This window comes from Pectobacterium sp. CHL-2024 (assembly GCF_044751765.1).
In the GTDB taxonomy this organism is placed as follows: Bacteria; Pseudomonadota; Gammaproteobacteria; order Enterobacterales; family Enterobacteriaceae; genus Pectobacterium; species Pectobacterium brasiliense.
The window spans coordinates 58,174-81,035 of the sequence record NZ_JBIXKO010000002.1; the positions used below are offsets into that span (position 1 = coordinate 58,174).

The following is a 22,862-nucleotide window of genomic DNA, read 5'->3' on the forward strand; positions in this document are numbered from 1 at the left end:
AAATAATACGGCCTCAATAATGAGGCCGTATCACACGCTTACTGAATACCCTGACTGCGCAGGTAATCTTCATAGTTGCCGGTGAAATCGATCACTTTATTTGGCGTAATTTCCAGAATCCGGGTCGCCAACGAGCTGACAAATTCACGGTCATGAGAGACGAACAGCAGCGTCCCTTCATACATTTCCAGCGCCATATTCAGCGATTCAATGGATTCCATATCAAGGTGGTTGGTTGGTTCATCCATCACCAGAATATTCGGACGCTGCATCATCAGCTTACCGAACAGCATGCGGCCTTTTTCACCACCGGATAACACCTTCACTTTCTTCTTGATATCATCCTGGCTGAACAGTAAACGGCCGAGTATGCTGCGCACGGCTTGTTCGTCGTCTTTTTCCTGTTTCCACTGGCTCATCCAGTCAAAAACGGTCAGCGTCTCATCGAATTCGTATTCGTGATCCTGCGCGTAGTAGCCAATTTTTGAGTTTTCAGACCATTTCACCGTACCGCTATCCGGGTCCAGATCACCGACCAGCGTTTTCAGCAATGTCGATTTACCGATACCGTTGGCACCCAGAATAGCGACTTTCTCACCCACTTCGACCATCAGTCCCAGTTTGCTAAACAGCGGGCCGTTATCAAAGCCTTTGCTCAGCGCTTCGACTTCCAGCGCATTACGGAACAGTTTCTTATCCTGATCAAAACGAATAAACGGGTTTTGACGGCTGGACGCTTTCACTTCATCCAACTGGATTTTATCGATCTGGCGTGCGCGCGATGTCGCCTGCTTGGATTTAGAGGCGTTGGCACTAAAGCGGCTGACGAACGATTGCAGTTCGGAAATTTGCGCTTTCTTCTTGGCGTTATCGGCCAGCAAACGCTCGCGAGCCTGTGTCGCGGCCGTCATGTATTCGTCGTAGTTACCGGGATAAATACGCAGTTCGCCGTAGTCCAGATCCGCCATGTGCGTACAGACCATATTCAGGAAGTGGCGGTCATGCGAAATGATGATCATGGTGCTGTTACGCTCGTTCAGCACCTGCTCCAACCAACGGATCGTATCGATATCCAGGTTGTTGGTCGGTTCGTCGAGCAGCAGGATATCGGGATCGGCAAACAGCGCCTGCGCCAACAGGACACGCAGTTTCCAGCCGGGAGCAATCTCACTCATCAAGCCATAGTGCTGCTCAACGGGAATTCCCACGCCCAGCAACAGTTCACCGGCACGAGATTCTGCGCTGTAGCCATCCATCTCACCATACTGCACTTCCAGGTCGGCAACTTTGTAGCCGTCAGCTTCGCTCATTTCAGCCAATGAATAGATACGGTCGCGCTCTTCTTTGACCGCCCATAGCTCACCGTGGCCCATGATAACGGTATCCAGCACGCTGTATTTTTCAAAAGCGAACTGATCCTGACGCAGTTTACCCAGGCGTTCATTAGGATCGAGGAAGACGTTACCGCCGCTCGGCACCAGATCGCCGCCGAGAATCTTCATGAATGTAGATTTGCCGCAGCCATTTGCGCCAATCAAACCGTAACGGTTGCCGCCGCCAAATTTAACGGAAATGTTTTCAAACAACGGCTTGCTGCCGAACTGCATGGTGATATTGTTGGTACTTAACACAGCACTTATACTCGAGTCGGAATGTGATTTGGCGCGCATTATGCCACAAGCGCGCGATAGGATCGCGGTTAGTTTTGAGTAATATTTAAGCGATAGCGCATACAGGAGAGAAATGCGATGCCGATAGTACGTCGTTTCAAACAGGTCGACGTTTTCACCCAGCAGTCTTTCAAGGGCAATCCGCTTGCCATCATTATGGAGGCGCAGGGATTAACCGATGCGCAAATGCAGGAGATCGCTCGCTGGACAAACCTGTCAGAAACCACGTTTGTCCTGCCAGCCACCGACCCTTTAGCGGATTACCATGTTCGTATTTTTACGCCAGAATCGGAAATGCCGTTTGCCGGACACCCTACGCTAGGCACTGCACACGCCATGCTGGAAGAAGGATTGCGCCCTAAATCCCCAGGTCAGTTAGTGCAACAGTGCGGCGTTGGCTTAGTGCCAATTAATATTAATGATGACGGCAGTCTGGCTTTTCACGCGCCGCAGGCCACCATGGTTCCGTTTGGTGATGAGCATGCGCCACTGCTGGAAAAAACGCTGGGCATTACTGGTTTGGGTAGTGCTGCTATCGATAACCGCTACCCGCCCACCGCGGTACACATGGGCATTCGCTGGCTTGTGATTCGCGTCGACAGCGCCGGCACTTGCCTGAACATAACACCGGATGCTGAAGCACTCTCAGCCGTGCAAAACCTCAGCCAGACCAACGGCATCGCCATCTATGGCCCGCACGATAATGCGACGCCAGCCGATTATGAAGTTCGTGCGTTCTACATTGAACGTGGCCATCTCAAAGAAGATCCGGTTACCGGCAGTGCCAACGCCTGTCTGGCCGCGCTGCTTCGCCAACAGCATTCTATCAATAACGTCACCGCGCCACTCAGCTACCTTGCGCGACAGGGCACCATGCTGCAACGCGATGGCCGCATTACTGTCACTTACCTGAACGATGAACCGTGGATCGGCGGGCACAGCGTCACGATCGTTGACGGTACGTTACAGCGGTAAAGGGAGCGATTTTATGGAAGCGCCATTTGTCGATACGTCATTTACAGATGCACTGTATGAATTGCGCCATCAGCCCCACCTGCGCCTAGCGATCCAGGAAGAACGCGATGCAGATACGCTTTTTACCCTGATTCAGCAGGAAAAGGCGCGCTTACGGCGTACTTTACCCTGGCCGGATTCCGTCAAAAGCGTCGATGACACGCGTGAAACCATTCGCGCCAACCGAAAGGCCTTCTTCGATAAAACGGCCGCCGTGTACATTATTCGCTGGGACGACGCGCCGGCTGGCATCGTCTCCTTCAACACGATTCAGGATAAAGAAGGCGTCATCGGCTATTGGATCGCCGAAGCCTTTGAAGGCAAAGGCATCGTTTCTCAGGCTGTCAGTACACTGATAGCCGCCTATACCGATGCGAACCTCGTTGAGCGCTGCGTCATCAGAGCCTCAACCGCCAACACGCGTAGCAACGCTGTCGCTCAACGGCTTGGCTTCCGCTTTCACCACACGGAGAAAGACGCCGAGCAGATTGGCGAGCAGTGGTTCGATCACAATATTTATCACTATCCCGCCTGATATGACCTCGCATGCTTTCCACCACCTGATGTGCTGACCTTCCGGCTGCGTATCAGGTTCTTTCGCTCCACAACGTGTTTCACTTATCGTGTCGTTATATTTTTGTGACTAACATCACAAAAATGTTGAAATCCGATCTCATCTTCGCTACCATTAAAAACGTGATGAACATCACACTTAACTAACCCGTTAGAGGAGTCTGATAATGAAAACTTTTCGTAAAATCAGCAAATTCTTTAAAAGAATGGGAGATGTTTATGTCAGTTACTGTGAACGTATTGGGTCAATCATCAGCCCGTTCTGATTGTGATATAAACAATCTCTAAAGCCGCCTCCTACAGGCGGCTTTTGTTTTTTCAGCCTCTCTGCCCCCCTGCTCATCCCCCTTTCCTTTTTGTCTACCCACACGTCGCAGATTTGTGCAGCACGCCGCATGCCTGAACATTCTCTTTTAAAAACAGCTCAATGCATTTTCCTTTCACGGCAAAACCATCGTTAACAGACTATGCTTTTCTCTAGCTGTACTTGCTTCGCGTCCCCGACGTCTGCGCTAAAAGATAAAAAGGACATGACTATGAGTAAAGTTAAACAACAGGATATTGACCGTCTGATCGAACTGGTCGGCGGGCGTGAGAACATCGCGGCAGTCACACACTGCATCACTCGTCTCCGCTTCGTCTTGCACGACTCGTCCAAAGCCCATCCCAAGAACATCGAAGAGCTGCGTATTGTTAAAGGGTGTTTTACCAACGCCGGACAATTTCAGGTCGTGATCGGCACCAACGTGGATGAGTATTACAAGGCGCTGCTCGCCACCACGGGAAAAGGCGAGATGAATAAGGAAGAAGCCAAAGTCGCCGCTCGCCAGAACATGAGCTGGTTTGAACGCAGCATTTCACATTTTGCCGAGATCTTTTTTCCGCTGCTTCCCGCGCTCATCAGCGGGGGCTTGATTCTCGGTGCACGTAATGTCATTGGTGATATCCCGATGCGCGACGGGCAAACGCTGGTACAACTCTATCCAACCTGGCAAACCATCTACGATTTCCTCTGGCTGTTGGGTGAAGCCATCTTCTTCTATCTTCCCGTTGCGGTCTGCTGGTCAACCGTACGCAAAATGGGTGGCACGCCCATCCTCGGCATCGTGCTGGGCATCACGCTGGTATCGCCGCAGCTCATGAACGCCTACCTCATCGGCCAACAAACGCCTGAAGTGTGGAATTTCGGCTGGTTCACGATTGAGAAGATCGGCTATCAGGCACAGGTCATTCCGTCTGTCCTGGCTGGGATGGCGCTGGCAATAATCGAGACGCGGTTGAAAAAAATCGTGCCGGATTACCTCTATCTGGTGGTCGTGCCCGTAACCTCGCTCATCCTAGCCGTGTTCCTGACACATACCTTAATTGGCCCGTTTGGCCGTATGATTGGTGACGGTGTCGCCTGGGCCGTTAAGGCGGTGATGACTGGCAGCTTCGCCCCTGTTGGCGCAGCGCTGTTTGGATTCCTGTATGCACCACTGGTCATCACCGGCGTGCACCAAACGACGTTAGCGATTGATATGCAGATGATTCAAAGTATGGGCGGCACACCGGTTTGGCCGCTGATCGCGCTGTCTAATATCGCTCAGGCGGCTGCCGTTGTCGGGGTGATTCTCGTCAGCAGAAAAGCCAACGAACGTGAAATTTCTGTTCCCGCCGCGATTTCCGCCTTTCTTGGCGTGACCGAACCGGCCATGTACGGTATCAACCTGAAATATCGCTTCCCGATGCTGTGCGCCATGATCGGTTCCGCCGCTGCCGCACTCATTTGCGGCCTGTACGGCGTAACGGCAAATGGCATCGGCGTAGGCGGATTGCCGGGCATCCTCTCCATCAAGCCACAGTTTTGGGGCATCTTCGCTATTGCCACGCTGGTTGCCACCGTCATTCCGATTGTGCTGACATCGCTGGTCTACAAACGCAAAAGCCGCAATGGCGCACTCGACCCTGCATAGCAGTGACATATAATTATTGTCTCAACTCAGGCCGTGCAAGCACGGCCCACTATAATAAAGGAGCGACCTCATGACGATGAACGCCTCGCTTCCCTGGTGGCAAAACGGCGTAATTTATCAAATCTATCCGAAGAGCTTTCAGGACAGTACCGGAAATGGCATTGGCGACATCGCTGGCGTCACCGCCCGACTCGATTACCTGCAACAGCTGGGTGTCGATGCGATCTGGCTGACGCCAGTTTATCTTTCTCCTCAGGTTGATAACGGCTATGACGTCACCGACTACTGCGCCATCGATCCAACCTATGGCACGATGGCCGATATGGAAACGTTGATCGCGAAAGCGCATCAGCGCCGTATCCGTGTCGTCATGGACATGGTGTTCAACCACACCTCGACGCAGCATCACTGGTTCCTGAATGCGCAGGATCGCCGCAGCCCGTACCGTCATTTTTATATCTGGCGTGATGGTAATGACGGTGCTCTACCCAATAACTGGCGGTCAAAATTTGGTGGGCCAGCCTGGCAGTGGCACGCGGAAAGCAAACAGTATTATCTGCACCTTTTTGCCACCGAACAGGCCGATCTGAATTGGGAACACCCACGCGTACGGGATGAATTAAAACAGGTTTGTGAATTTTGGGCGGATAAAGGCGTAGACGGGCTGCGGCTGGACGTCATCAATCTGGTCTCCAAACAGCAGGATTTCCCGTCTGATACTCAGGGCGATGGACGTCGTTTCTATACCGATGGCCCCCTGATTCATGATTACTTGCAGGAATTCAGTCAGGATGTTTTTCAGCCCCGCGGCTTGATGACCGTCGGTGAAATGTCATCTACCTCGCTGGAGCACTGCCGCCGCTATGCCGCGCTGGACGGTAGCGAACTCTCCATGACGTTCAATTTCCATCATCTGAAAGTCGATTATCCCAATGGGGAAAAATGGACGCTGGCGGCCCCTGACTTCATCCAGCTCAAGCAGATTTTTAATCACTGGCAGCAGGGAATGCACAACCACGCCTGGAATGCGCTGTTCTGGTGTAATCACGATCAGCCGCGCATCGTGTCGCGTTTTGGTGACGAAGGCGAATTCCGTGTGCAATCCGCCAAGATGCTGGCAATGGTACTTCACGGTATGCAAGGCACGCCCTATATCTATCAGGGCGAGGAATTGGGTATGACCAATCCCGGCTATACGCAGATTGAACAATACCGCGACATTGAAAGCCTAAATCAATTTGCTGAACAGCGCGATCGCGGCCAGCCAGAGGCACAAACCTTAGCCATCCTCGCCAGCAAGTCGCGCGATAACGGCCGTACGCCGATGCAATGGGATACCAGCAAACATGCTGGATTTACGAGTGGTACACCGTGGATAACATCATGCCAGAATTTCACTCACATTAACGCGGAACAGGCGCTGGCGGATAAAGAGTCCGTCTTCTACACCTACCAACAGCTTATCGCTATGCGTAAAGCGCTTCCGCTGCTGACGCACGGAGACTATCAGGATCTGTTGCCAGACCATCCTACCGTCTGGTGCTATCAGCGTATCTGGGAAGGACAGCAGCTTCTGGTTCTGGCAAACCTCAGCAAGCAGCCCCTGCTCTGGCAACCTCCCATTGATACTCATGACCGCCGCTGGCGACTATTACTCAGCAATTACCCTGACGCCCAGCCTCAGCCCGCAATCCTGGAGCTACGCCCGTTTGAAGCCATCTATTGGGTACAAGGAATGCCGGAGAAAGAGGATAAGATTCAGGACTAGAGGATATCGAGAGATGTAGCGGGTAACCCCGCTACATTATTCCCAGAAACTACATTACCAGAAATTAGATTGACAGAAACTAGCGCTTAGCCAGCAGTAATCCTAACACCAGCCCCACTGTGGCACCGATACCGATACCGTGCCAAGGTTTGTCATGCACATAGACGTCGGCTTTGTCGGCCACCTGCTTGGCGCGTGCATAATAGCTGTCAGTTACGCCAATACGGGCTTTGACTTCCAGCAGCGCTTTTTCAGCGCCCTTCTTCAAATCAAGGTAGGCTTGGTCTGCCTGATCGCCCGTATAGCGCAATACCTCATCCAGCGTTTCAGACAGAAGTTTTAAATCATCATCGACACGAATTTCTTCAGGCTGTTTTTTGGTCGCTGCCATAAAGTGCTCCCTTCTGTTATGAAAAGTCATTAGTTATAAATCGTTGCCTGATTAACTATAGACAATTTTGCGTCGTTCCTACGGCTTCAACAGACCAGATCATTCCTAAAACGTATTTTGCTTCCATAAAAAAACGCACGTCGCTTGCGACGGCCCGAAGGGTGGCGAGCAGGAAGCTCGCCATAAAAAAACGCCGTTGATTCTCATCAACGGCGCTTCATGACTCAAGCAGACTCTCGTCAGTGGTTACATCATTGGCTGCGCCAATTGCACCAGAGAGATAAGCGGCTGCGGATACAAACCAAAGAACAGTACTGCGATGGAGGAGATCAATACGACTACACCACCAGCGGTTAAAGCCCAGTTGTTTGGCGTATCACGCTGCAACACCTGCGGCGCATTCAGGAACAAGCTGACCATCACGCGCAGATAGTAGTACAGGCCAATGGCGCTACCTAGCACGACCGCACCAGTCAGCCACCACAGCTCAGCGTTAACACCGACAGCCAGCACGTAGAATTTACCGAAGAAGCCCAGCGTCATCGGAATACCCGCCAGAGACAGCATCATCACCGTCATCACCGCAGACAGGATCGGTTTATGCCAGAACAAACCACGGTAAGAGAACAATGAATCAGCATCCGGACCACGGTACGGGCTGGACATCAGGCTAACCACACCAAACGCGCCCAGGCTGCTGAACAGGTAACCCACCAGATACACGCCTACAGTTTCCAGCGCCAGTTGATGGCTCTGAACCGCAATCAGGGCAACCAGCAGATAGCCCAAATGCGCGATGGAAGAGTAGCCGAGCAGACGTTTGATATTGGTTTGCGATACCGCCATCACGTTACCGAACAGGATCGATGCGAATGCGATGACACCCAGCACGATTCTGACAGACTCACTGTCAGCCATCGGCGCATATAGGAACAAACGCATGACTGCACCGAAAACGGCAATTTTACCGGCCGTCGCCAGAAACGTAGACACTGGCGCAGGTGCGCCCTGATACACATCAGGCGTCCACAGTTGGAACGGAACCAGAGACAGTTTGAAGCCCAGACCGACAATCATCATCCCCAAGCCTGCCAGCAACAGCGGCTCATGGATTTGGTGATCGCTCAGGCTCTTACCGAGGCTGGCAAAGCTCATATCGCCTGATTCAGCATAAATCAGCGCCATACCAAACAGCAGGAAGGAAGACGCCGCCGCCGACAGCAGCATGTATTTAATACTGGCTTCCAGCGAACGTTTCAGGCGGAAGGCATAGCCGACCAGACCAAACAGCGGGAGAGAAAGCAGTTCAATCCCGATGAACAACGAGGCCAGATGGTTAGCGCTCGCCAGCAGGATCCCACCTAACGCAGCAATCAGAACCAGCAGGTAGAACTCATCACGGTTGTCTGGGTAGCCTTGCAGCCACGGATAGGCAAACGTGCTGGTTGCCAGACTGGCAAGCAGAACCAGTCCGGTATAGAACATCGAGAAGCCATCAACACGCAGCAGCGGTGTCACGTCCGTTGGGCCAACCTGACCGACAAAGTACAGTGACAGCAACGCAATATTCAGGCCGATAACCGTCATGGTTGCGTTGACAAAATGGTTGCGTCGCCACGCAATGCACAGCATCACAACCACTACCGTCAATCCGACGATCAACAGCGGCGATAGCGCAATTAGTTGTTGAAGAGTTATTGTCATGGCGAATTACGGCCTTGTTGTTGAAATAATTGAATCTGGAGCAGACGACATAAACCACTGCTGGATATTTGACATCGCGGCACTGGAGGTATCCAGAATCGGTTGCGGGTAAACCCCTAACAACACCAGTAATACCACCAACAGCATCACGATAGACAATTCGCGGAGCGACATACTCTTCAATGGCTCATCAGATTTAGGCGCGCCGTAGTAAGCACGCTGCATCATGATCAGTGAGTAGACTGACGCGAATACCAGACCGAAGGTTGAGATCACCGTAATCACCGGCACAACCTGATAGCTGCCGAACAGAATCATGAATTCGCCGACAAAGTTACCCGTACCTGGCATACCCAAGGTTGCCACAGCAAAGAACAGAGACAGCGCAGGCAGGAACTTCAGACGCGACCACAGGCCACCCATTTCACGCATGTCACGGGTATGCAGACGCTCATACAGCTGACCACACAGAATGAACAGACCGGCAGCGGACAAGCCGTGCGCAATCATCTGAATCACCGCGCCCTGATAAGCCAGTTGATTACCGGAATAGATGGCAATCATCACGAAGCCCATGTGAGACACCGAGGTGTAAGCAATCAGGCGCTTGATATCCGTCTGTTTAAACGCCAGCCAGGCACCGTAGAAGATACCAATCACACCCAGCCACATCGCAATCGGAGCAAAGGCGTGGGAAGCGTTCGGGAACAGCGGCAGGCTGAAACGCAACAGACCATAGGCCGCTGTTTTCAACAGGATCCCTGCCAGGTCAACAGAACCCGCCGTTGGTGCCTGACTGTGTGCATCTGGCAACCAACCGTGCAACGGCACAACAGGCATTTTTACAGCAAACGCGATGAAGAAGCCCAGCATCAGCAGATATTCAACACCGTATGACATCGGCGTCTTCAGCAGGTCTTCATAGTTGAACGTCCAAACACCAGTGGCATTGTGATGCACAAAGACCAGCGCCAGAATCGCGATCAACATGATCAGGCCGCTTGCCTGGGTATAAATGAAGAACTTGGTTGCCGCCGTAATTCTGGTTTTACCGTCGGAGCCTTTATGCCCCCACAGTGCAATCAGGAAGTACATCGGTACCAGCATCATTTCCCAGAAGAAGAAGAACAGGAACATGTCGATGGCAAGGAACACACCGATAACGCCGCCCAGAATCCACAGCAGGTTCAGGTGGAAGAAGCCCTGATAGCGCTGAATTTCATTCCAGGAACAGAGGATTGCCAACACGCCCAGCAGCCCCGTCAGCACGACCATCAGCAGCGACAGGCCATCCAGCGCAAGATGGATACCGATGCCGAAGCGTGGAATCCATGGCACATAAAACTCGGATTGCCATTGTGGCACGCCTGTCGGCGCCGTCAGAGAGTAACCGCCTTGCAACCACAGTTGCAGAGACAGTGCGAGTGTCAGCCCCATTGCAATCAACGCTATCCAGCGCGGTACTTTCGTACCAAAACGCTCTAACTGCCAGCACAGCAGACCGCCGATAAAGGGGAGAAGAATTAGCCAAGGTAGTAGCATGGCGTTTTGTGTCCCTAAATTAAAGAAATCTGAAAACTTGCCGTGGCGGGCATCCCTATCTGCAGAATGCCCTACCTTTTATACGTTACCGGATACTGCCTTAGACCAGCAGTAACAAGGCCAGCACCAGCACGGCACCAAAGCCCATAGAAGCAACGTACCAGCGCAACTGACCATTCGCACTGAGCGCCAGCCCACGGTTACCCCAACGGGTAATCGTAGCCGGAAGCGTCATCAATGCATTTAACGGATCACGCTGCAACAGCTTCGCGATAGCCAGATACGGTTTCACAAAGACATGGTCGTACAACCAGTCGAAGCCCCACGCGTGGAACCACCAGGTCGAGAAGAAACGACCTGGAGCACTCTTCGCGATGCTGCTCACCGCCTGACGTTTACCCAGCCACAGCACAGCAGCAAGCAGAATACCGGCAATCGCCACCACGCCAGAGGTAATTTCCAACGTCATCAACTGGCCATGTTCAAGCTCTGTCGTCGCTGGCAATACACCGTGCAACGGCGGAACAATCATCGCACCAATAAAGGTGGACAGAATCATCAGCACAACCAGCGGTAAGTGGTGAGAAATGCCTTTTCCTGCATGCGCTTTGGTTTTCTCTTCACCGTGGAACACGATGAAAATCATACGGAACGTATACAGCGAGGTCATGAAGGCACCGGCCAATCCAGCCACCATCAGATTGACGTGACCATTTGCCCATGCGCCAGCCAGAATCTCGTCTTTACTGAAGAAGCCTGCGGTAACCAACGGCAGTGCAGCCAACGCCGCGCCCCCGACCAGGAAGCAAACATAAACCAGCGGAATCGTTTTACGCAGGCCGCCCATCTTGAAGATGTTCTGCTCGTGGTGGCAGGCCAGAATCACCGAACCAGACGAGAGGAACAGCAGCGCTTTAAAGAACGCGTGCGTCATCAGGTGGAAAATCGCGGCATCCCATGCCTGAACGCCCAGCGCCAGGAACATGTAACCAATCTGGCTCATGGTAGAGTAAGCCAAGACGCGCTTGATGTCGGTTTGAACCAGAGCGGCAAAACCCGCCAGTACCAGTGTTACTGCACCCACAATCCCTACCAGATGCAGAACATCCGGTGCCATCAGGAAGAGGCCGTTTGTACGCGCAATCAGGTAAACGCCCGCGGTAACCATCGTCGCGGCGTGGATCAGTGCAGATACCGGAGTTGGACCGGCCATTGCATCCGCCAGCCAGGTTTGCAGCGGCAGCTGTGCCGATTTACCGACCGCACCACCCAGCAACATCAGCGTAGCCCAGGTGATTTCCGGTGAACCTTCAGCCAGTTTCTGCGGTGCCAATACCATCAGCTCGCGGAAGTTAAGCGTACCCAGTTCTTTGTAAAGGATGAACAGGGCAAAGGCGAGGAAGACGTCACCCACACGCGTAACGATGAAAGCTTTCATCGCCGCCGCGCCGTTCTTCGGATTGGTGTAGTAGAAACCGATCAGCAGGTAACTGCACAGCCCCACCCCTTCCCAACCGAGGTACATCAACAACAGGTTATCCGCCAGTACCAGAATGACCATACTCGCGATGAACAGGTTGGTGTAGGCGAAGAAGCGGGAATATCCCTCTTCCCCACGCATGTACCAGGAAGCAAACAGGTGGATAAAGAAACCAACGCCCGTTACAACGGACAGCATCGTCACCGAAAGGCCATCGAGCGTCAGCGTTACGCTGATGTCGAAGTTGCCAACGGCCATCCATGTCCACAAATGCTGATTAAAGAAGGTCACGCCACCGTGCTGTTGGCCCATGAAATCGACCACAACCCAAGCGGTAACCAACGCTGCCAGACCAATCGAGCCAACACCGACAGTCGCGGACGTATTTTCCGACCAGCGACCGCGAGAAAATGCCAGCAACAGAAAGCCGAGCAGCGGGAAGAGTATTGTTAAATAGAGTAAGTTCATCCGCGCATCTCACTGACTGTATCAATATTCAGGGTCTGACGACGACGATACATTTGTAGCAACAGTGCCAGACCAATACTGGCCTCAGCCGCTGCCAGCGTAATCGCCAGAATGTACATCACCTGACCATCCGGCTGCTGCCAGTAACTGCCAGCGACGACAAAAGCCAGCGCGGCAGCATTGATCATAATTTCGAGACTGATCAACATAAACAGCAGGTTACGGCGAATTAACAGACCAGTCAGCCCCAGCACAAACAGGATAGCGGCTAAAATTAACCCATGTTGTAACGGAATCATGCGCGTTCCCCCGTTATTTTCTTCTCAACGTCCTGGTTCGCGCCTTCTTTACTGACAACGTCACCACGTTTATCTTCACGACCAATGTGGAAAGCGACAACCAATCCCGCCAGCAGCAGCATTGATGCCAATTCAACGGCCAGAACATAAGGACCAAACAGGCTGATACCCACGGCTTTCGCCTCAACTGGCGTACCCGTGATGCCCTGCTCTTTCAGGCTAAGGATGGCATTGACGACAATGACCAGTAATGCCAGTGAAAGGATACTCGGACCGATCCAGACGCTGGGTTTCATCCAATTGCGTTCTTGTTCTTCAACGGAGTTGCCGAGGTTGAGCATCATGACGACGAATACGAACAGCACCATGATGGCACCGGCATACACGATGATGCTCAGCGCGCCGGCAAAATTAGCCCCCAGCGAGAAAAATACGCCCGCAATCGCCATAAGCGAGGTGACCATATACAACAATGCATGCACAGGATTGGTATGCGTAATGACGCGCAATGTCGCCAGTATCGCAATCAAGCCTGTGGTATAAAAAGCGAATTCCATGCTAGCTCCTTAGGGCAACAGGCCTTTGACATCAATGGGTTTGGCTTCGTTTTCAGCTTCGCCTTTGTCTTTCCCATCGATTGCCATACCAGCCATCCGGTAGAAATTGTATTCCGGATATTTACCCGGCCCCGATATCAGCAAATCTTCTTTCTCGTACACCAGATCCTGACGTTTGTAGTCGCCCATCTCGAAATCCGGCGTCAGCTGGATAGCGGTTGTCGGGCAGGCTTCTTCACAGAAGCCACAGAAAATGCAGCGTGAGAAGTTGACGCGGAAGAACTCCGGATACCAGCGACCATCTTTGGTTTCCGCTTTCTGCAATGAGATACAGCCGACCGGACAGGCCACCGCACACAGGTTGCAGGCAACGCAACGCTCTTCACCATCAGGATCGCGCGTCAGCACGATACGACCACGGTAGCGCGGCGGTGGATTCACAGGCTCTTCTGGATACATTCTGGTTTCGCGCTTCTTAAAAGCATTCGATCCCACCATACAGATACTGCGTATCTGGGTGCCGAAACCAACCACTAACTCTTTCAATGTCATGGTTTATTCACCCCTTCTTAAGCGTTGTACAAAATGACGGCCGCTGTCGCCAGCAGATTCAAAAGCGTTATCGGCAGACAGACTTTCCAACCGAAAGACATCACCTGGTCATAACGCGGACGGGGTAACGAAGCACGAATCAGGATGAACATCATCATGAAAAAGCCTGTTTTCAGCGCAAACCAGACAAACGGAGGCAGGATTGGACCATGCCAGCCACCGAAGAATAAGGTCACCATCAGCGCGGAAACAGTCACGATCCCGATATATTCCCCGACAAAGAACAGACCGAATTTCATACCGGAGTATTCAATGTGGTAACCATCTGCCAGTTCCTGTTCAGCTTCAGGCTGGTCAAACGGGTGACGGTGACACACCGCCACGCCTGCGATGGCAAACGTAATAAAACCGAAGAACTGCGGGATCACGTTCCACAGGTGTTCCTGAGAATCGACGATGTCACGCATGTTGAACGAGCCCGCTTGCGCGACAACCCCCATCAACGACAGGCCGATGAACACTTCGTAGCTTACGGTCTGAGCAGAAGCACGTACCGCACCCAGCAGCGAGTATTTGTTGTTACTTGCCCAGCCAGCAAACAGCACCGCGTAAACGGCCAAACCTGCCATCATCAGGAAGAACAGGATACCGATGTTCAGATCGGCGACACCCCAGGTTGGCGTGATCGGCACAATCGCAAAGGCAATCAGCATTGACGTAAACGCGATCATCGGTGCCAGTGTGAAGATCACCTTATCGGTGAAATTCGGCACCCAGTCTTCTTTGAAGAACATTTTGATCATGTCAGCGACAAGCTGCAATGAACCGCCCCAGCCTACCCGGTTCGGTCCATAGCGTCCCTGGAAGAGGCCGAGCAGTCGACGTTCACCCATACTCATGAATGCGCCACAGGTCACCACAACCAGCAGAATCACGATCGCTTTTCCGACGGAGATCAGAATCTCGATTAATTCCGGCGTTAACCAACTCATTGTGCGGCCTCCCGCAGATTTTCAACGGTTGCACCCGCCAGCACCGGTGCAATACCCGGCAAGCCCAGCGGTAAACCAACCTGTCCCTGACTCAATGCCGCACTTAGGCGCAGTGGCAGACGTAACGTTTGTCCTGCACAGGTCAACTCCAGCAACGCACCGGCGTTAACGCCCAGTGTTGCCGCATCAGCCGGGTTCACCATCACGTAAGGCTCTGGCATACGCTGTTGAATCACGTCAGAACGCTGTGACATTTCATCACTACCAAACAGGTGATAATACGGCGCAACGCGCCATTGACCCGCTTGTGGGACGAAAGCCGCAGGAATGTTATCGAAATACGCCAGCGAACCTTCTCCGGCTTCGATCATACGCACACCCGGATCGCCATGACGCAAATGTCCGCCCACTTCGTCCTGGAATTTGTTCCAGGCTTGCGGTGAGTTCCAGCCAGGTGCCCAGGCAAACGGAATCTGCTGACGATTGGCTGTCGGGCTGTTGTTCCCTTCCATTGAGAAGGCAAACATGGTGTCTTTATCAACCGGCTGACGTGGTTCATGCACGCTGATATTGGCACGCATCGCAGTACGGCCGCTGGAGCGAATCGGTGAACGCGACAGTTTCTGACCACGAATACGGAACGAGGCGTCAGGCGCGGCATCTTTAATTGCAGCAAGCTGCGGCAATTCAGCAACACACGCATCAATCACGTTATCCAACTGCGTCCAGTCAACCTGACGGCTGTTATAGGTGATATACAGCGAGTGCAGCCAGCGCCAGCTTTCCAGCATCACAATCTTGTCGTTGTAGTACGTTGGGTCATAAACCTGGAAGAAACGCTGAGCGCGGCCTTCCTGATTCACCAACGTACCGTCACTTTCAGCAAAGCTGGCGGCAGACAGAATGATGCTGGCCTTATCCATGATGCGAGTACGCTGATGGTCAACCACAATCAGGTTTTCCGCTTTTTCCAGCGCCGCGTCAACGCGAGCGATTGGAGCATGACGGTAGAGATCGTTCTCTAGAACCACCACGCTATCAGCGTCGCCGTTTTCCAACTGCGCCAGCGCGTCATCCAGCGAACCGCCACCCATGATTGACAACCCGATGCTGTTAGCAGCAGGAGCAACAAAGGTGATGCCGACGTCAGAACCGCGGTTTTTCAGCGCCTTGGCAACGTTTGCTGCCGCAGAGATCACTTCCTCGCTACCTGAATTGGTACCGGAGATGATGAGTGGTTTTTTCGCACCGGCCAGCGCCTGTACGATGATATCGACTTTCTGGTCGAGGCCGGCAGCCAGATCGGTAACTGCTGGTGCGCTGCTATCCAGACCATGTGCAATGGCAAAACCAAGACGAGCCTGATCGGCAACCGGCGCACGGTAGTTCCATGCGGCAATGTCGTCCAGACGGGTGTTGTCGACGTTAGTGACAAACAGCGGATGCTTGGCATGCTGACCGATGTTCATGATTGCCGCAATCTGCCAGTCAGCCACTTTCTGTGCGGCTGCCATTTCGCGAGCTTTACCTTTAACGGCCTGACGAACAGCCAGTGCGATACGCGCACCCGTCTGCGTCAAATCTTCACCCAGAATCAGAACTGCATCGTAGCCTTCGATCTCACGCAGCGCCGGTGTTCTCACACCGCTTTCGCGCAGCACTTTCAGGATCAGTTGCAGACGATTTTGTTCTTCCTGTGCGATACCCGTATAGAAGTTTTCTGCACCCACCAGCTCACGCAACGCGAAGTTGCTCTCAATGCTGGCGCGCGGTGAACCGATACCGATCGTTTTCTTCGCCTGACGCAGCACATCCGCCGCACCTTGCAATGCCTGATCGGCATTCAGCGCGATCCAGTCATCACCACGACGTTGCAGCGGCTGGTTCGGACGGTCTTTCTGGTTGACATAGCCGTAACCAAAACGGCCGCGGTCACACAGGAAATAGTGGTTTACACTACCGTTGAAACGGTTTTCGATACGACGCAGTTCGCCATAGCGTTCACCGGGGCTGGTATTACAGCCGATGCTGCACTGTTGGCAGACGCTCGGTGCAAACTGCATATCCCATTTACGGTTATAGCGCTCAGAGTGCGTTTTATCGGTGAATACACCGGTAGGACACACTTCAACCAGGTTACCGGAGAACTCGCTTTCCAGCGTGCCATCTTCCGGGCGACCGAAGTAGACGTTGTCGTGAGCGCCGTAAACACCGAGATCTTTGCCATCCGCGTAGTCTTTGTAGTAACGCACGCAGCGATAGCACGCGATACAGCGGTTCATCTCATGAGAAATGAATGGCCCGAGATCCTGATTGCGGTGGGTACGTTTGGTGAAGCGATAGCGACGGAAGTTCTGCCCCGTCATCACCGTCATATCCTGCAAATGACAGTTACCGCCTTCCTCACACACCGGACAATCGTGCGGGTGGTTGGTCATCAGAAACTCAACTATCGTCTTACGGAATAGCTTCGCTTCTTCATCTTCAATCGCGATGAACGTTCCTTCGGTTGCCGGTGTCATACAAGACATCACCAGACGACCGCGGGTGTCTTCCGCGTTTTGGTACTGTTTTACCGCACAGAGGCGGCAGGATCCGACGCTCCCGAGCGCGGGGTGCCAGCAAAAGTAAGGAATATCAAGTCCCAGAGTCAGGCAAGCTTCAAGAAGGTTGTCTGCTCCGTTTACTTCATACTCTTTGCCGTCTACATGAATAGTAGCCATAGTCAGCATGCTTCCATAATGGCCCGTGTTACCACGAGCGCTAATCAAAAATTCTGTATACCCTCACTTTCAAATCGCAAATGCGTTGGCTACCTGCGCCTTGAAATCTATTGGGTTTATGAGGGTGGCTTATTTGCGCCACCCTGCGGATACATTCACTGCATCTCGCACGTATTGAGCGATAGCTTACCAGCGCTCTTTCAACAGGTTAGGCTGAATACCGCCAATCGCTTTGACATTGCCTAAATACTGTTTAGAGATACCCGCTTCGAATTCTTCCCGGAAATACTTGATGGCACTTTGCAGCGGCTCGACCGCACCCGGCGCATGCGCACAGAAGGTGTTACCCGGTCCGAGGAAACGGCAAAGTTGCTCCAGCGTTTCGATATCGCCTGGCTGGCCTTCGCCCTTCTCCAGCGCACGCAGAATCTTCACGCTCCACGGCAGACCATCGCGGCACGGCGTACACCAGCCACAGGATTCACGAGAGAAGAATTCTTCGAGATTGCGCGTCAGCGAAACCATATTGATTTCGTGATCGACGGCCATCGCCAGCGCGGTTCCCATACGGCTACCCGCTTTCGCAATGTGCTCAAAATCCATCGGTAGATCGAGATGGCTTTCCGTCAGGAAATCCGTACCAGCACCACCCGGTTGCCAGGCTTTCAGCTTCAGACCATCGCGCATACCGCCCGCATAGTCTTCCAGAATTTCACGCGCAGTCGTACCGAACGGCAGTTCCCACAGGCCCGGATTCTTGACGCGGCCGGAGAAGCCCATCAGTTTCGTGCCTGCATCTTTACTTTTACCCGCAGACAGGCCCTGATACCACGCCGCACCGTGCTCGATAATCGCCGGTACGTTACACAGCGTTTCCACGTTGTTAACGCAGGTCGGTTTGCCCCACACACCCGCAGACGCCGGGAACGGCGGCTTAGAGCGAGGGTTAGCACGACGGCCTTCCAGTGAGTTAATCAGTGCAGTTTCTTCACCGCAGATATAACGCCCAGCGCCCGTATGCACGAACAGCTCGAAATCAAATCCGCTGCCCAGAATATTTTTGCCCAGCAGACCAGCCGCTTTCGCTTCTTCGATTGCGCGACGCAGGTGAACAGCAGCTTCGATGTATTCACCGCGCAGGAAGATGTAGCCACGGTAGGCTTTCAGCGCAAAGGCACTGATCAGCATGCCTTCAACCAGCAGATGAGGCTCTTGCTCCATCAGCAGGCGGTCTTTATAAGTACCGGGCTCCATCTCATCCGCGTTACACAGCAGGTAGCGGATATTCATACTTTCGTCTTTCGGCATCAGGCTCCACTTCAAGCCCGTCGAAAAGCCCGCGCCGCCACGCCCTTTCAGGCCGGCGTCTTTAACCAGTGAGACCACTTCATCCTGCGCCATGCCGGTTAACGCTTTTTGCGCGGCGGCATAGCCGTTTTTGCTGCGATATTCATCCAGCCACACCGGCTGTTTGTCTGCACGTAAACGCCAGGTCAGAGGATGCTGCTCAGCAGTCAGAACAATGTCTTTACTCATTGATACTGCTCCAATAACGATTCAATTCCTTCCGGCGTCACATGGGTATGGGTATCTTCGTCAATCATCATTGACGGCCCCTTGTCACAGTTCCCCAGGCAGCAGGTCGGCAACAGCGTGAAACGTCCATCGAACGTTGTCTGTCCCGGTTTGATGCTGAGCTTACGCTCAAGCGCGGCCTGAACGCCCTGATAGCCATTGATGTGGCATACGACGCTGTCGCAATAGCGAATAACATGACGCCCGACAGGCTGACGGAAAATCTGGCTGTAGAACGTTGCTACGCCTTCCACGTCACTGGCAGGGATACCCAGCAGCTCGGCAATCGCGTGGATAGCCCCATCCGGTACCCAGCCGCGTGCTTTCTGCACAATTTTCAGTGCTTCGATTGACGCAGCGCGTGCATCTTCGTAGTGATGTTTTTCGTGCTCAATGGCGTCACGTTCGGCGTCACTCAATACAAAAGCATTGTCTTTTGTCAGTGAATCGGCAGCAGGTTGTCCCTGAGCGTCAATATGATCGTGATTGTTATGATCATGCATAATTAGCGGTCCACATCTGACATTACGAAATCAATACTGCCGAGGTAAACGATCAGGTCGGATACCAAACACCCGCGAATGACAGAAGGAATCTGTTGCAGGTGCGCATAGCTCGGCGTGCGAATACGGGTACGGTAGCTCATCGTGCCGCCGTCGCTGGTCAGGTAATAGCTGTTGATACCTTTCGTTGCCTCAACCATCTGGAATGATTCATTGGCAGGCATCACCGGTCCCCAGGAAACCTGAAGGAAGTGGTTGATCAGCGTATCGATATGCTGCAACGTGCGCTCTTTTGGCGGCGGCGTCGTCAGCGGGTGATCTGCTTTGAACGGGCCTTCCGGCATGTTCTTGAGGCACTGATCCAGAATACGTAAGCTTTGACGTAGTTCTTCAACTTTCAGCATAACGCGGCTATAGCAATCGCTGATGCCGTCACCGACTGGCACTTCAAAGTCAAAGTTTTCATAACCGGAATACGGACGCCATTTACGCACGTCAAAACCAATACCAGTGGCACGCAGACCCGCACCTGTTACGCCCCAATCCAACGCTTCTTTCGCATTGTAGGCGGCGACGCCCTGAGTACGGCCTTTCAGAATGGTGTTCTGCAGCGCAGCCTTGACGTAGGTATCCAGACGGCTCGGCATCCAATCAAGGAATTCACGCAGCAGACGTTCCCAGCCGCGTGGCAGATCGTGCGCCACACCGCCAATACGGAACCACGCCGGGTGCATACGGAAGCCGGTGATTGCTTCAACTAAATCGTAAATTTTCTGGCGGTCAGTAAACGCAAAGAACACCGGTGTCATCGCACCGACGTCCTGAATATAAGTACTGATATACAGCAGATGGCTATTTATACGGAACAGCTCAGACAGCATTACACGAATCGTCTTGACGCGATCCGGCACCTCAATACCTGCCAGTTTTTCAACGGCCAGTACGTACGGCATTTCGTTAACGCAGCCGCCGAGGTATTCAATACGGTCAGTATAAGGAATATAGCTGTGCCAGGATTGGCGCTCGCCCATTTTCTCCGCACCGCGATGGTGGTAACCCACATCTGGCACGCAGTCGACGATTTCTTCGCCGTCCAATTGCAGGATAATACGGAAGGCACCGTGTGAAGATGGGTGGTTCGGACCGAGGTTGAGGAACATGAAGTCCTCATTTTCAGTACCGCGCTTCATTCCCCACTCTTCCGGTTTGAACGTCAGCGATTCCATTTCCAGATCTTCTTTCTGCTTGGTCAGCTCGAAAGGATCGAATTCGGTCGCACGCGCCGGATAATCTTTACGCAACGGATGCCCTTCCCACGTCTGCGGCATCATGATGCGCGTCAGGTGCGGGTGACCATTGAACGTAATACCAAACATTTCCCACGTTTCACGCTCATACCAGTTGGCGTTCGGGAACAGTTTGGTCACGGTCGGTACATGCAGATCGCTCTCGGCTAACGCGACTTTCAGCATGATGTCGCGGTTACGCTCGATGGAAATGATGTGATAAAAGACGGAGTAGTCGGCAGCAGGTAGACCTTCACGATGGGTGCGCAGGCGCTCATCCATACCGTGCAGGTCAAACAGCATCACATAAGGCTTCGGCTGTTTTTTCAGGAATGCGACAACATCCAGTAATTGCTCACGCTTGACCCACACAACAGGGATACCTGTGCGGGTTGCCTGTACAGTAAATGCATCTGGTCCAAAACGGTTACACAGTTCGCCAACGACCGGATCGTTAAGGTGATCGCGGGTTTGCCAGCCTGGCTGAGCGAGATCGTGTGTCGTTAAATCTGTCATAAATATGTCACCACATTAAATGTGCTATTTCTGTAGCTGATAATGACCGCACACTATTATCGAGGTATTACACGGTCACCGGGTTTATCATCTACAGGTCAAATCTCATCAGGCGAACGCAGGTTAGTCACAGCGATTCGTTCACCGCGTTTGCGCTCACGCTCAGATTGCATGTTGGCGCGGTAAACGCCCTGTTCACCCACCACCCATGACAGAGGGCGGCGTTCTTTACCGATGGATTCTTTCAGCAGCAACAGCGCTTGCATGTAGGCTTCAGGACGCGGCGGGCAGCCCGGAATGTACACATCAACAGGCAGGAATTTATCTACGCCCTGAACAACGGAATAGATATCGTACATACCGCCGGAGTTAGCACATGCACCCATGGAGATAACCCATTTAGGCTCCAGCATTTGCTCGTACAGGCGCTGAATAACGGGGGCCATTTTGGTAAAACAGGTTCCCGCTACTACCATGAAGTCGGCCTGACGTGGCGACGCACGCAGAACCTCAGCACCAAAACGCGCCACGTCATGAACGGCGGTAAATGACGTCACCATTTCTACATAGCAACAAGACAGGCCGAAGTTGTACGGCCACAGGGAGTTCTGACGCCCCCAGTTCACCGTATCGTGTAATGCATGTTCCAGTTTGCCCATATAGACACTGCGGTGAACATGTTGCTCCAGAGGGTCGGAAACGATCTCCTGACGTTGCAGGGGATAACGGTCATTCTCACCGTCCGGCTCTATGCGGGTGAGCGTATAGTCCATCTTAAAATGCCTCGCTGTTACTGCGGATGATTGTTGGTAGTGTTGATGATGTCTGATTTAACGACTTGTCTCTTGGAACGTACCGGGGTCCAGTCAAGTGCCCCAACGCGTACCAGATAAATCAAACCAGCCAACAGCACCAAAATGAAAATGGTTGCTTCAATGAAGCCAATCCAGCCGCTTTCTTTGATAGACACAGCCCAAGCGTAGAGATAGAGGGCTTCAACGTCGAAGATTACGAAGAACATAGCGACAAGATAAAATTTAGCAGACAGGCGTAACCGCGCTGAACCTACGGAGTCGATACCGGATTCATAAGGTACGTTTTTGGCCCTGCCTTTTGCTCTCCCCCCCAGCAAGAATCCACCGGTCAGCATGAAGACGCAAAGGCCTACGGCAATGATAAGGAATAGCCCAAATGCCCAATGATGGGCGAGGATTTCAGTAGTTGTTGACATTCTCTTTGCTTACTCATCAAAAGTGGCGGGTAACATCCCTGCTCTATTATCGGCAGTTAATGC

The 22,862-nt window shown here is 52.8% G+C and carries 19 protein-coding genes; 4 read left to right on the plus strand and 15 right to left on the minus strand.

Annotated elements, in window-relative coordinates:
• Positions 1-38: 38 nt before the first annotated feature.
• Positions 39-1,631 carry an ABC-F family ATPase gene (locus ACIPUG_RS05180; RefSeq protein ID WP_400337670.1) on the minus strand — a complete coding sequence of 531 codons (1,593 nt, stop codon included), beginning with the start codon at positions 1,629-1,631 and terminating at the stop codon, positions 39-41.
• A gap of 117 nt (positions 1,632-1,748) precedes the next feature.
• Here ACIPUG_RS05180 and ACIPUG_RS05185 point away from each other — a divergent pair, with 117 nt between their 5' ends.
• From ACIPUG_RS05185 to treC, 4 genes are all read left to right on the plus strand, one after another.
• Positions 1,749-2,645 (plus strand): PhzF family phenazine biosynthesis protein, encoded by an 897-nt coding sequence (locus ACIPUG_RS05185; protein WP_400337673.1) that lies wholly within the window; start codon positions 1,749-1,751, stop codon positions 2,643-2,645.
• A 13-nt stretch (positions 2,646-2,658) separates the two neighbouring features.
• Positions 2,659-3,219, plus strand: a complete 561-nt coding sequence (locus tag ACIPUG_RS05190) for a GNAT family N-acetyltransferase (RefSeq protein ID WP_400337676.1) — start codon at positions 2,659-2,661, stop codon at positions 3,217-3,219.
• A gap of 574 nt (positions 3,220-3,793) precedes the next feature.
• Positions 3,794-5,212, plus strand: a complete 1,419-nt coding sequence (gene treB / locus ACIPUG_RS05195; protein ID WP_400337678.1) for a PTS trehalose transporter subunit IIBC — start codon at positions 3,794-3,796, stop codon at positions 5,210-5,212.
• A 76-nt stretch (positions 5,213-5,288) separates the two neighbouring features.
• Positions 5,289-6,980, plus strand: a complete 1,692-nt coding sequence (gene treC / locus ACIPUG_RS05200; RefSeq protein ID WP_400337962.1) for an alpha,alpha-phosphotrehalase — start codon at positions 5,289-5,291, stop codon at positions 6,978-6,980.
• Between the two features lie 79 nt (positions 6,981-7,059).
• Here the strand turns inward: treC and elaB are convergent, their stop codons facing one another.
• From elaB to ACIPUG_RS05270, 14 genes are all read right to left on the minus strand, one after another.
• Positions 7,060-7,371, minus strand: a complete 312-nt coding sequence (gene elaB, locus ACIPUG_RS05205; RefSeq protein ID WP_010295366.1) for a stress response protein ElaB — start codon at positions 7,369-7,371, stop codon at positions 7,060-7,062.
• Between the two features lie 246 nt (positions 7,372-7,617).
• Entirely contained in the window at positions 7,618-9,075 is a 1,458-nt protein-coding gene (nuoN, locus tag ACIPUG_RS05210) for an NADH-quinone oxidoreductase subunit NuoN (RefSeq protein ID WP_039280199.1), read from the minus strand.
• Between the two features lie 6 nt (positions 9,076-9,081).
• Positions 9,082-10,617, minus strand: coding sequence for an NADH-quinone oxidoreductase subunit M (gene nuoM, locus ACIPUG_RS05215; protein WP_014916024.1), 1,536 nt, complete (start codon positions 10,615-10,617; stop codon positions 9,082-9,084).
• A 100-nt stretch (positions 10,618-10,717) separates the two neighbouring features.
• The gene (nuoL, locus tag ACIPUG_RS05220) at positions 10,718-12,565 is read right to left on the minus strand and encodes an NADH-quinone oxidoreductase subunit L (RefSeq protein ID WP_014916025.1); all 1,848 of its coding nucleotides are present in this window, start codon (positions 12,563-12,565) and stop codon (positions 10,718-10,720) included.
• Positions 12,562-12,864: an NADH-quinone oxidoreductase subunit NuoK gene (gene nuoK / locus ACIPUG_RS05225; protein ID WP_005969835.1), complete on the minus strand. Its 303-nt coding sequence runs from the start codon at positions 12,862-12,864 to the stop codon at positions 12,562-12,564. The genes nuoL and nuoK overlap by 4 nt, the downstream gene beginning before the upstream one ends.
• Complete coding sequence (nuoJ, locus tag ACIPUG_RS05230; protein ID WP_039281824.1) at positions 12,861-13,421, minus strand: NADH-quinone oxidoreductase subunit J; 561 nt, start codon at positions 13,419-13,421, stop codon at positions 12,861-12,863. The genes nuoK and nuoJ overlap by 4 nt, the downstream gene beginning before the upstream one ends.
• 9 nt (positions 13,422-13,430) lie before the next feature.
• On the minus strand, positions 13,431-13,973 hold the full coding sequence (nuoI, locus tag ACIPUG_RS05235; RefSeq protein WP_010278884.1) for an NADH-quinone oxidoreductase subunit NuoI: 543 nt from the start codon (positions 13,971-13,973) through the stop codon (positions 13,431-13,433).
• 17 nt (positions 13,974-13,990) lie between these two features.
• Positions 13,991-14,965: an NADH-quinone oxidoreductase subunit NuoH gene (gene nuoH, locus ACIPUG_RS05240; protein WP_010278889.1), complete on the minus strand. Its 975-nt coding sequence runs from the start codon at positions 14,963-14,965 to the stop codon at positions 13,991-13,993.
• Entirely contained in the window at positions 14,962-17,688 is a 2,727-nt protein-coding gene (gene nuoG, locus ACIPUG_RS05245; RefSeq protein ID WP_039280206.1) for an NADH-quinone oxidoreductase subunit NuoG, read from the minus strand. The genes nuoH and nuoG overlap by 4 nt, the downstream gene beginning before the upstream one ends.
• A gap of 186 nt (positions 17,689-17,874) precedes the next feature.
• On the minus strand, positions 17,875-19,224 hold the full coding sequence (nuoF, locus tag ACIPUG_RS05250) for an NADH-quinone oxidoreductase subunit NuoF (RefSeq protein ID WP_010278895.1): 1,350 nt from the start codon (positions 19,222-19,224) through the stop codon (positions 17,875-17,877).
• Positions 19,221-19,766 carry an NADH-quinone oxidoreductase subunit NuoE gene (gene nuoE / locus ACIPUG_RS05255; protein ID WP_051902878.1) on the minus strand — a complete coding sequence of 182 codons (546 nt, stop codon included), beginning with the start codon at positions 19,764-19,766 and terminating at the stop codon, positions 19,221-19,223. The genes nuoF and nuoE overlap by 4 nt, the downstream gene beginning before the upstream one ends.
• 2 nt (positions 19,767-19,768) lie before the next feature.
• Entirely contained in the window at positions 19,769-21,568 is a 1,800-nt protein-coding gene (gene nuoC / locus ACIPUG_RS05260; protein WP_010278900.1) for an NADH-quinone oxidoreductase subunit C/D, read from the minus strand.
• A 98-nt stretch (positions 21,569-21,666) separates the two neighbouring features.
• Complete coding sequence (locus ACIPUG_RS05265; protein ID WP_005969846.1) at positions 21,667-22,341, minus strand: NADH-quinone oxidoreductase subunit B family protein; 675 nt, start codon at positions 22,339-22,341, stop codon at positions 21,667-21,669.
• Between the two features lie 17 nt (positions 22,342-22,358).
• A complete protein-coding gene (locus tag ACIPUG_RS05270) occupies positions 22,359-22,799 on the minus strand; it encodes an NADH-quinone oxidoreductase subunit A (protein WP_010278904.1) in 441 nt (146 codons plus the stop codon).
• Positions 22,800-22,862: the final 63 nt, after the last annotated feature.

Coding starts and splice junctions, on each gene's coding strand:
- nuoE (WP_051902878.1), bottom strand. CDS start 19,766: ATGCATGATCATAACAATCACGATCATATTGACGCTCAGGGACAACCT.
- nuoM (WP_014916024.1), bottom strand. CDS start 10,617: ATGCTACTACCTTGGCTAATTCTTCTCCCCTTTATCGGCGGTCTGCTG.
- nuoF (WP_010278895.1), bottom strand. CDS start 19,224: ATGAGTAAAGACATTGTTCTGACTGCTGAGCAGCATCCTCTGACCTGG.
- nuoI (WP_010278884.1), bottom strand. CDS start 13,973: ATGACATTGAAAGAGTTAGTGGTTGGTTTCGGCACCCAGATACGCAGT.
- nuoJ (WP_039281824.1), bottom strand. CDS start 13,421: ATGGAATTCGCTTTTTATACCACAGGCTTGATTGCGATACTGGCGACA.
- ACIPUG_RS05270 (WP_010278904.1), bottom strand. CDS start 22,799: ATGTCAACAACTACTGAAATCCTCGCCCATCATTGGGCATTTGGGCTA.
- treB (WP_400337678.1), top strand. CDS start 3,794: ATGAGTAAAGTTAAACAACAGGATATTGACCGTCTGATCGAACTGGTC.
- nuoL (WP_014916025.1), bottom strand. CDS start 12,565: ATGAACTTACTCTATTTAACAATACTCTTCCCGCTGCTCGGCTTTCTG.
- nuoH (WP_010278889.1), bottom strand. CDS start 14,965: ATGAGTTGGTTAACGCCGGAATTAATCGAGATTCTGATCTCCGTCGGA.
- ACIPUG_RS05185 (WP_400337673.1), top strand. CDS start 1,749: ATGCCGATAGTACGTCGTTTCAAACAGGTCGACGTTTTCACCCAGCAG.
- nuoC (WP_010278900.1), bottom strand. CDS start 21,568: ATGACAGATTTAACGACACACGATCTCGCTCAGCCAGGCTGGCAAACC.
- nuoK (WP_005969835.1), bottom strand. CDS start 12,864: ATGATTCCGTTACAACATGGGTTAATTTTAGCCGCTATCCTGTTTGTG.
- nuoN (WP_039280199.1), bottom strand. CDS start 9,075: ATGACAATAACTCTTCAACAACTAATTGCGCTATCGCCGCTGTTGATC.
- treC (WP_400337962.1), top strand. CDS start 5,289: ATGAACGCCTCGCTTCCCTGGTGGCAAAACGGCGTAATTTATCAAATC.
- ACIPUG_RS05265 (WP_005969846.1), bottom strand. CDS start 22,341: ATGGACTATACGCTCACCCGCATAGAGCCGGACGGTGAGAATGACCGT.
- ACIPUG_RS05190 (WP_400337676.1), top strand. CDS start 2,659: ATGGAAGCGCCATTTGTCGATACGTCATTTACAGATGCACTGTATGAA.
- nuoG (WP_039280206.1), bottom strand. CDS start 17,688: ATGGCTACTATTCATGTAGACGGCAAAGAGTATGAAGTAAACGGAGCA.
- elaB (WP_010295366.1), bottom strand. CDS start 7,371: ATGGCAGCGACCAAAAAACAGCCTGAAGAAATTCGTGTCGATGATGAT.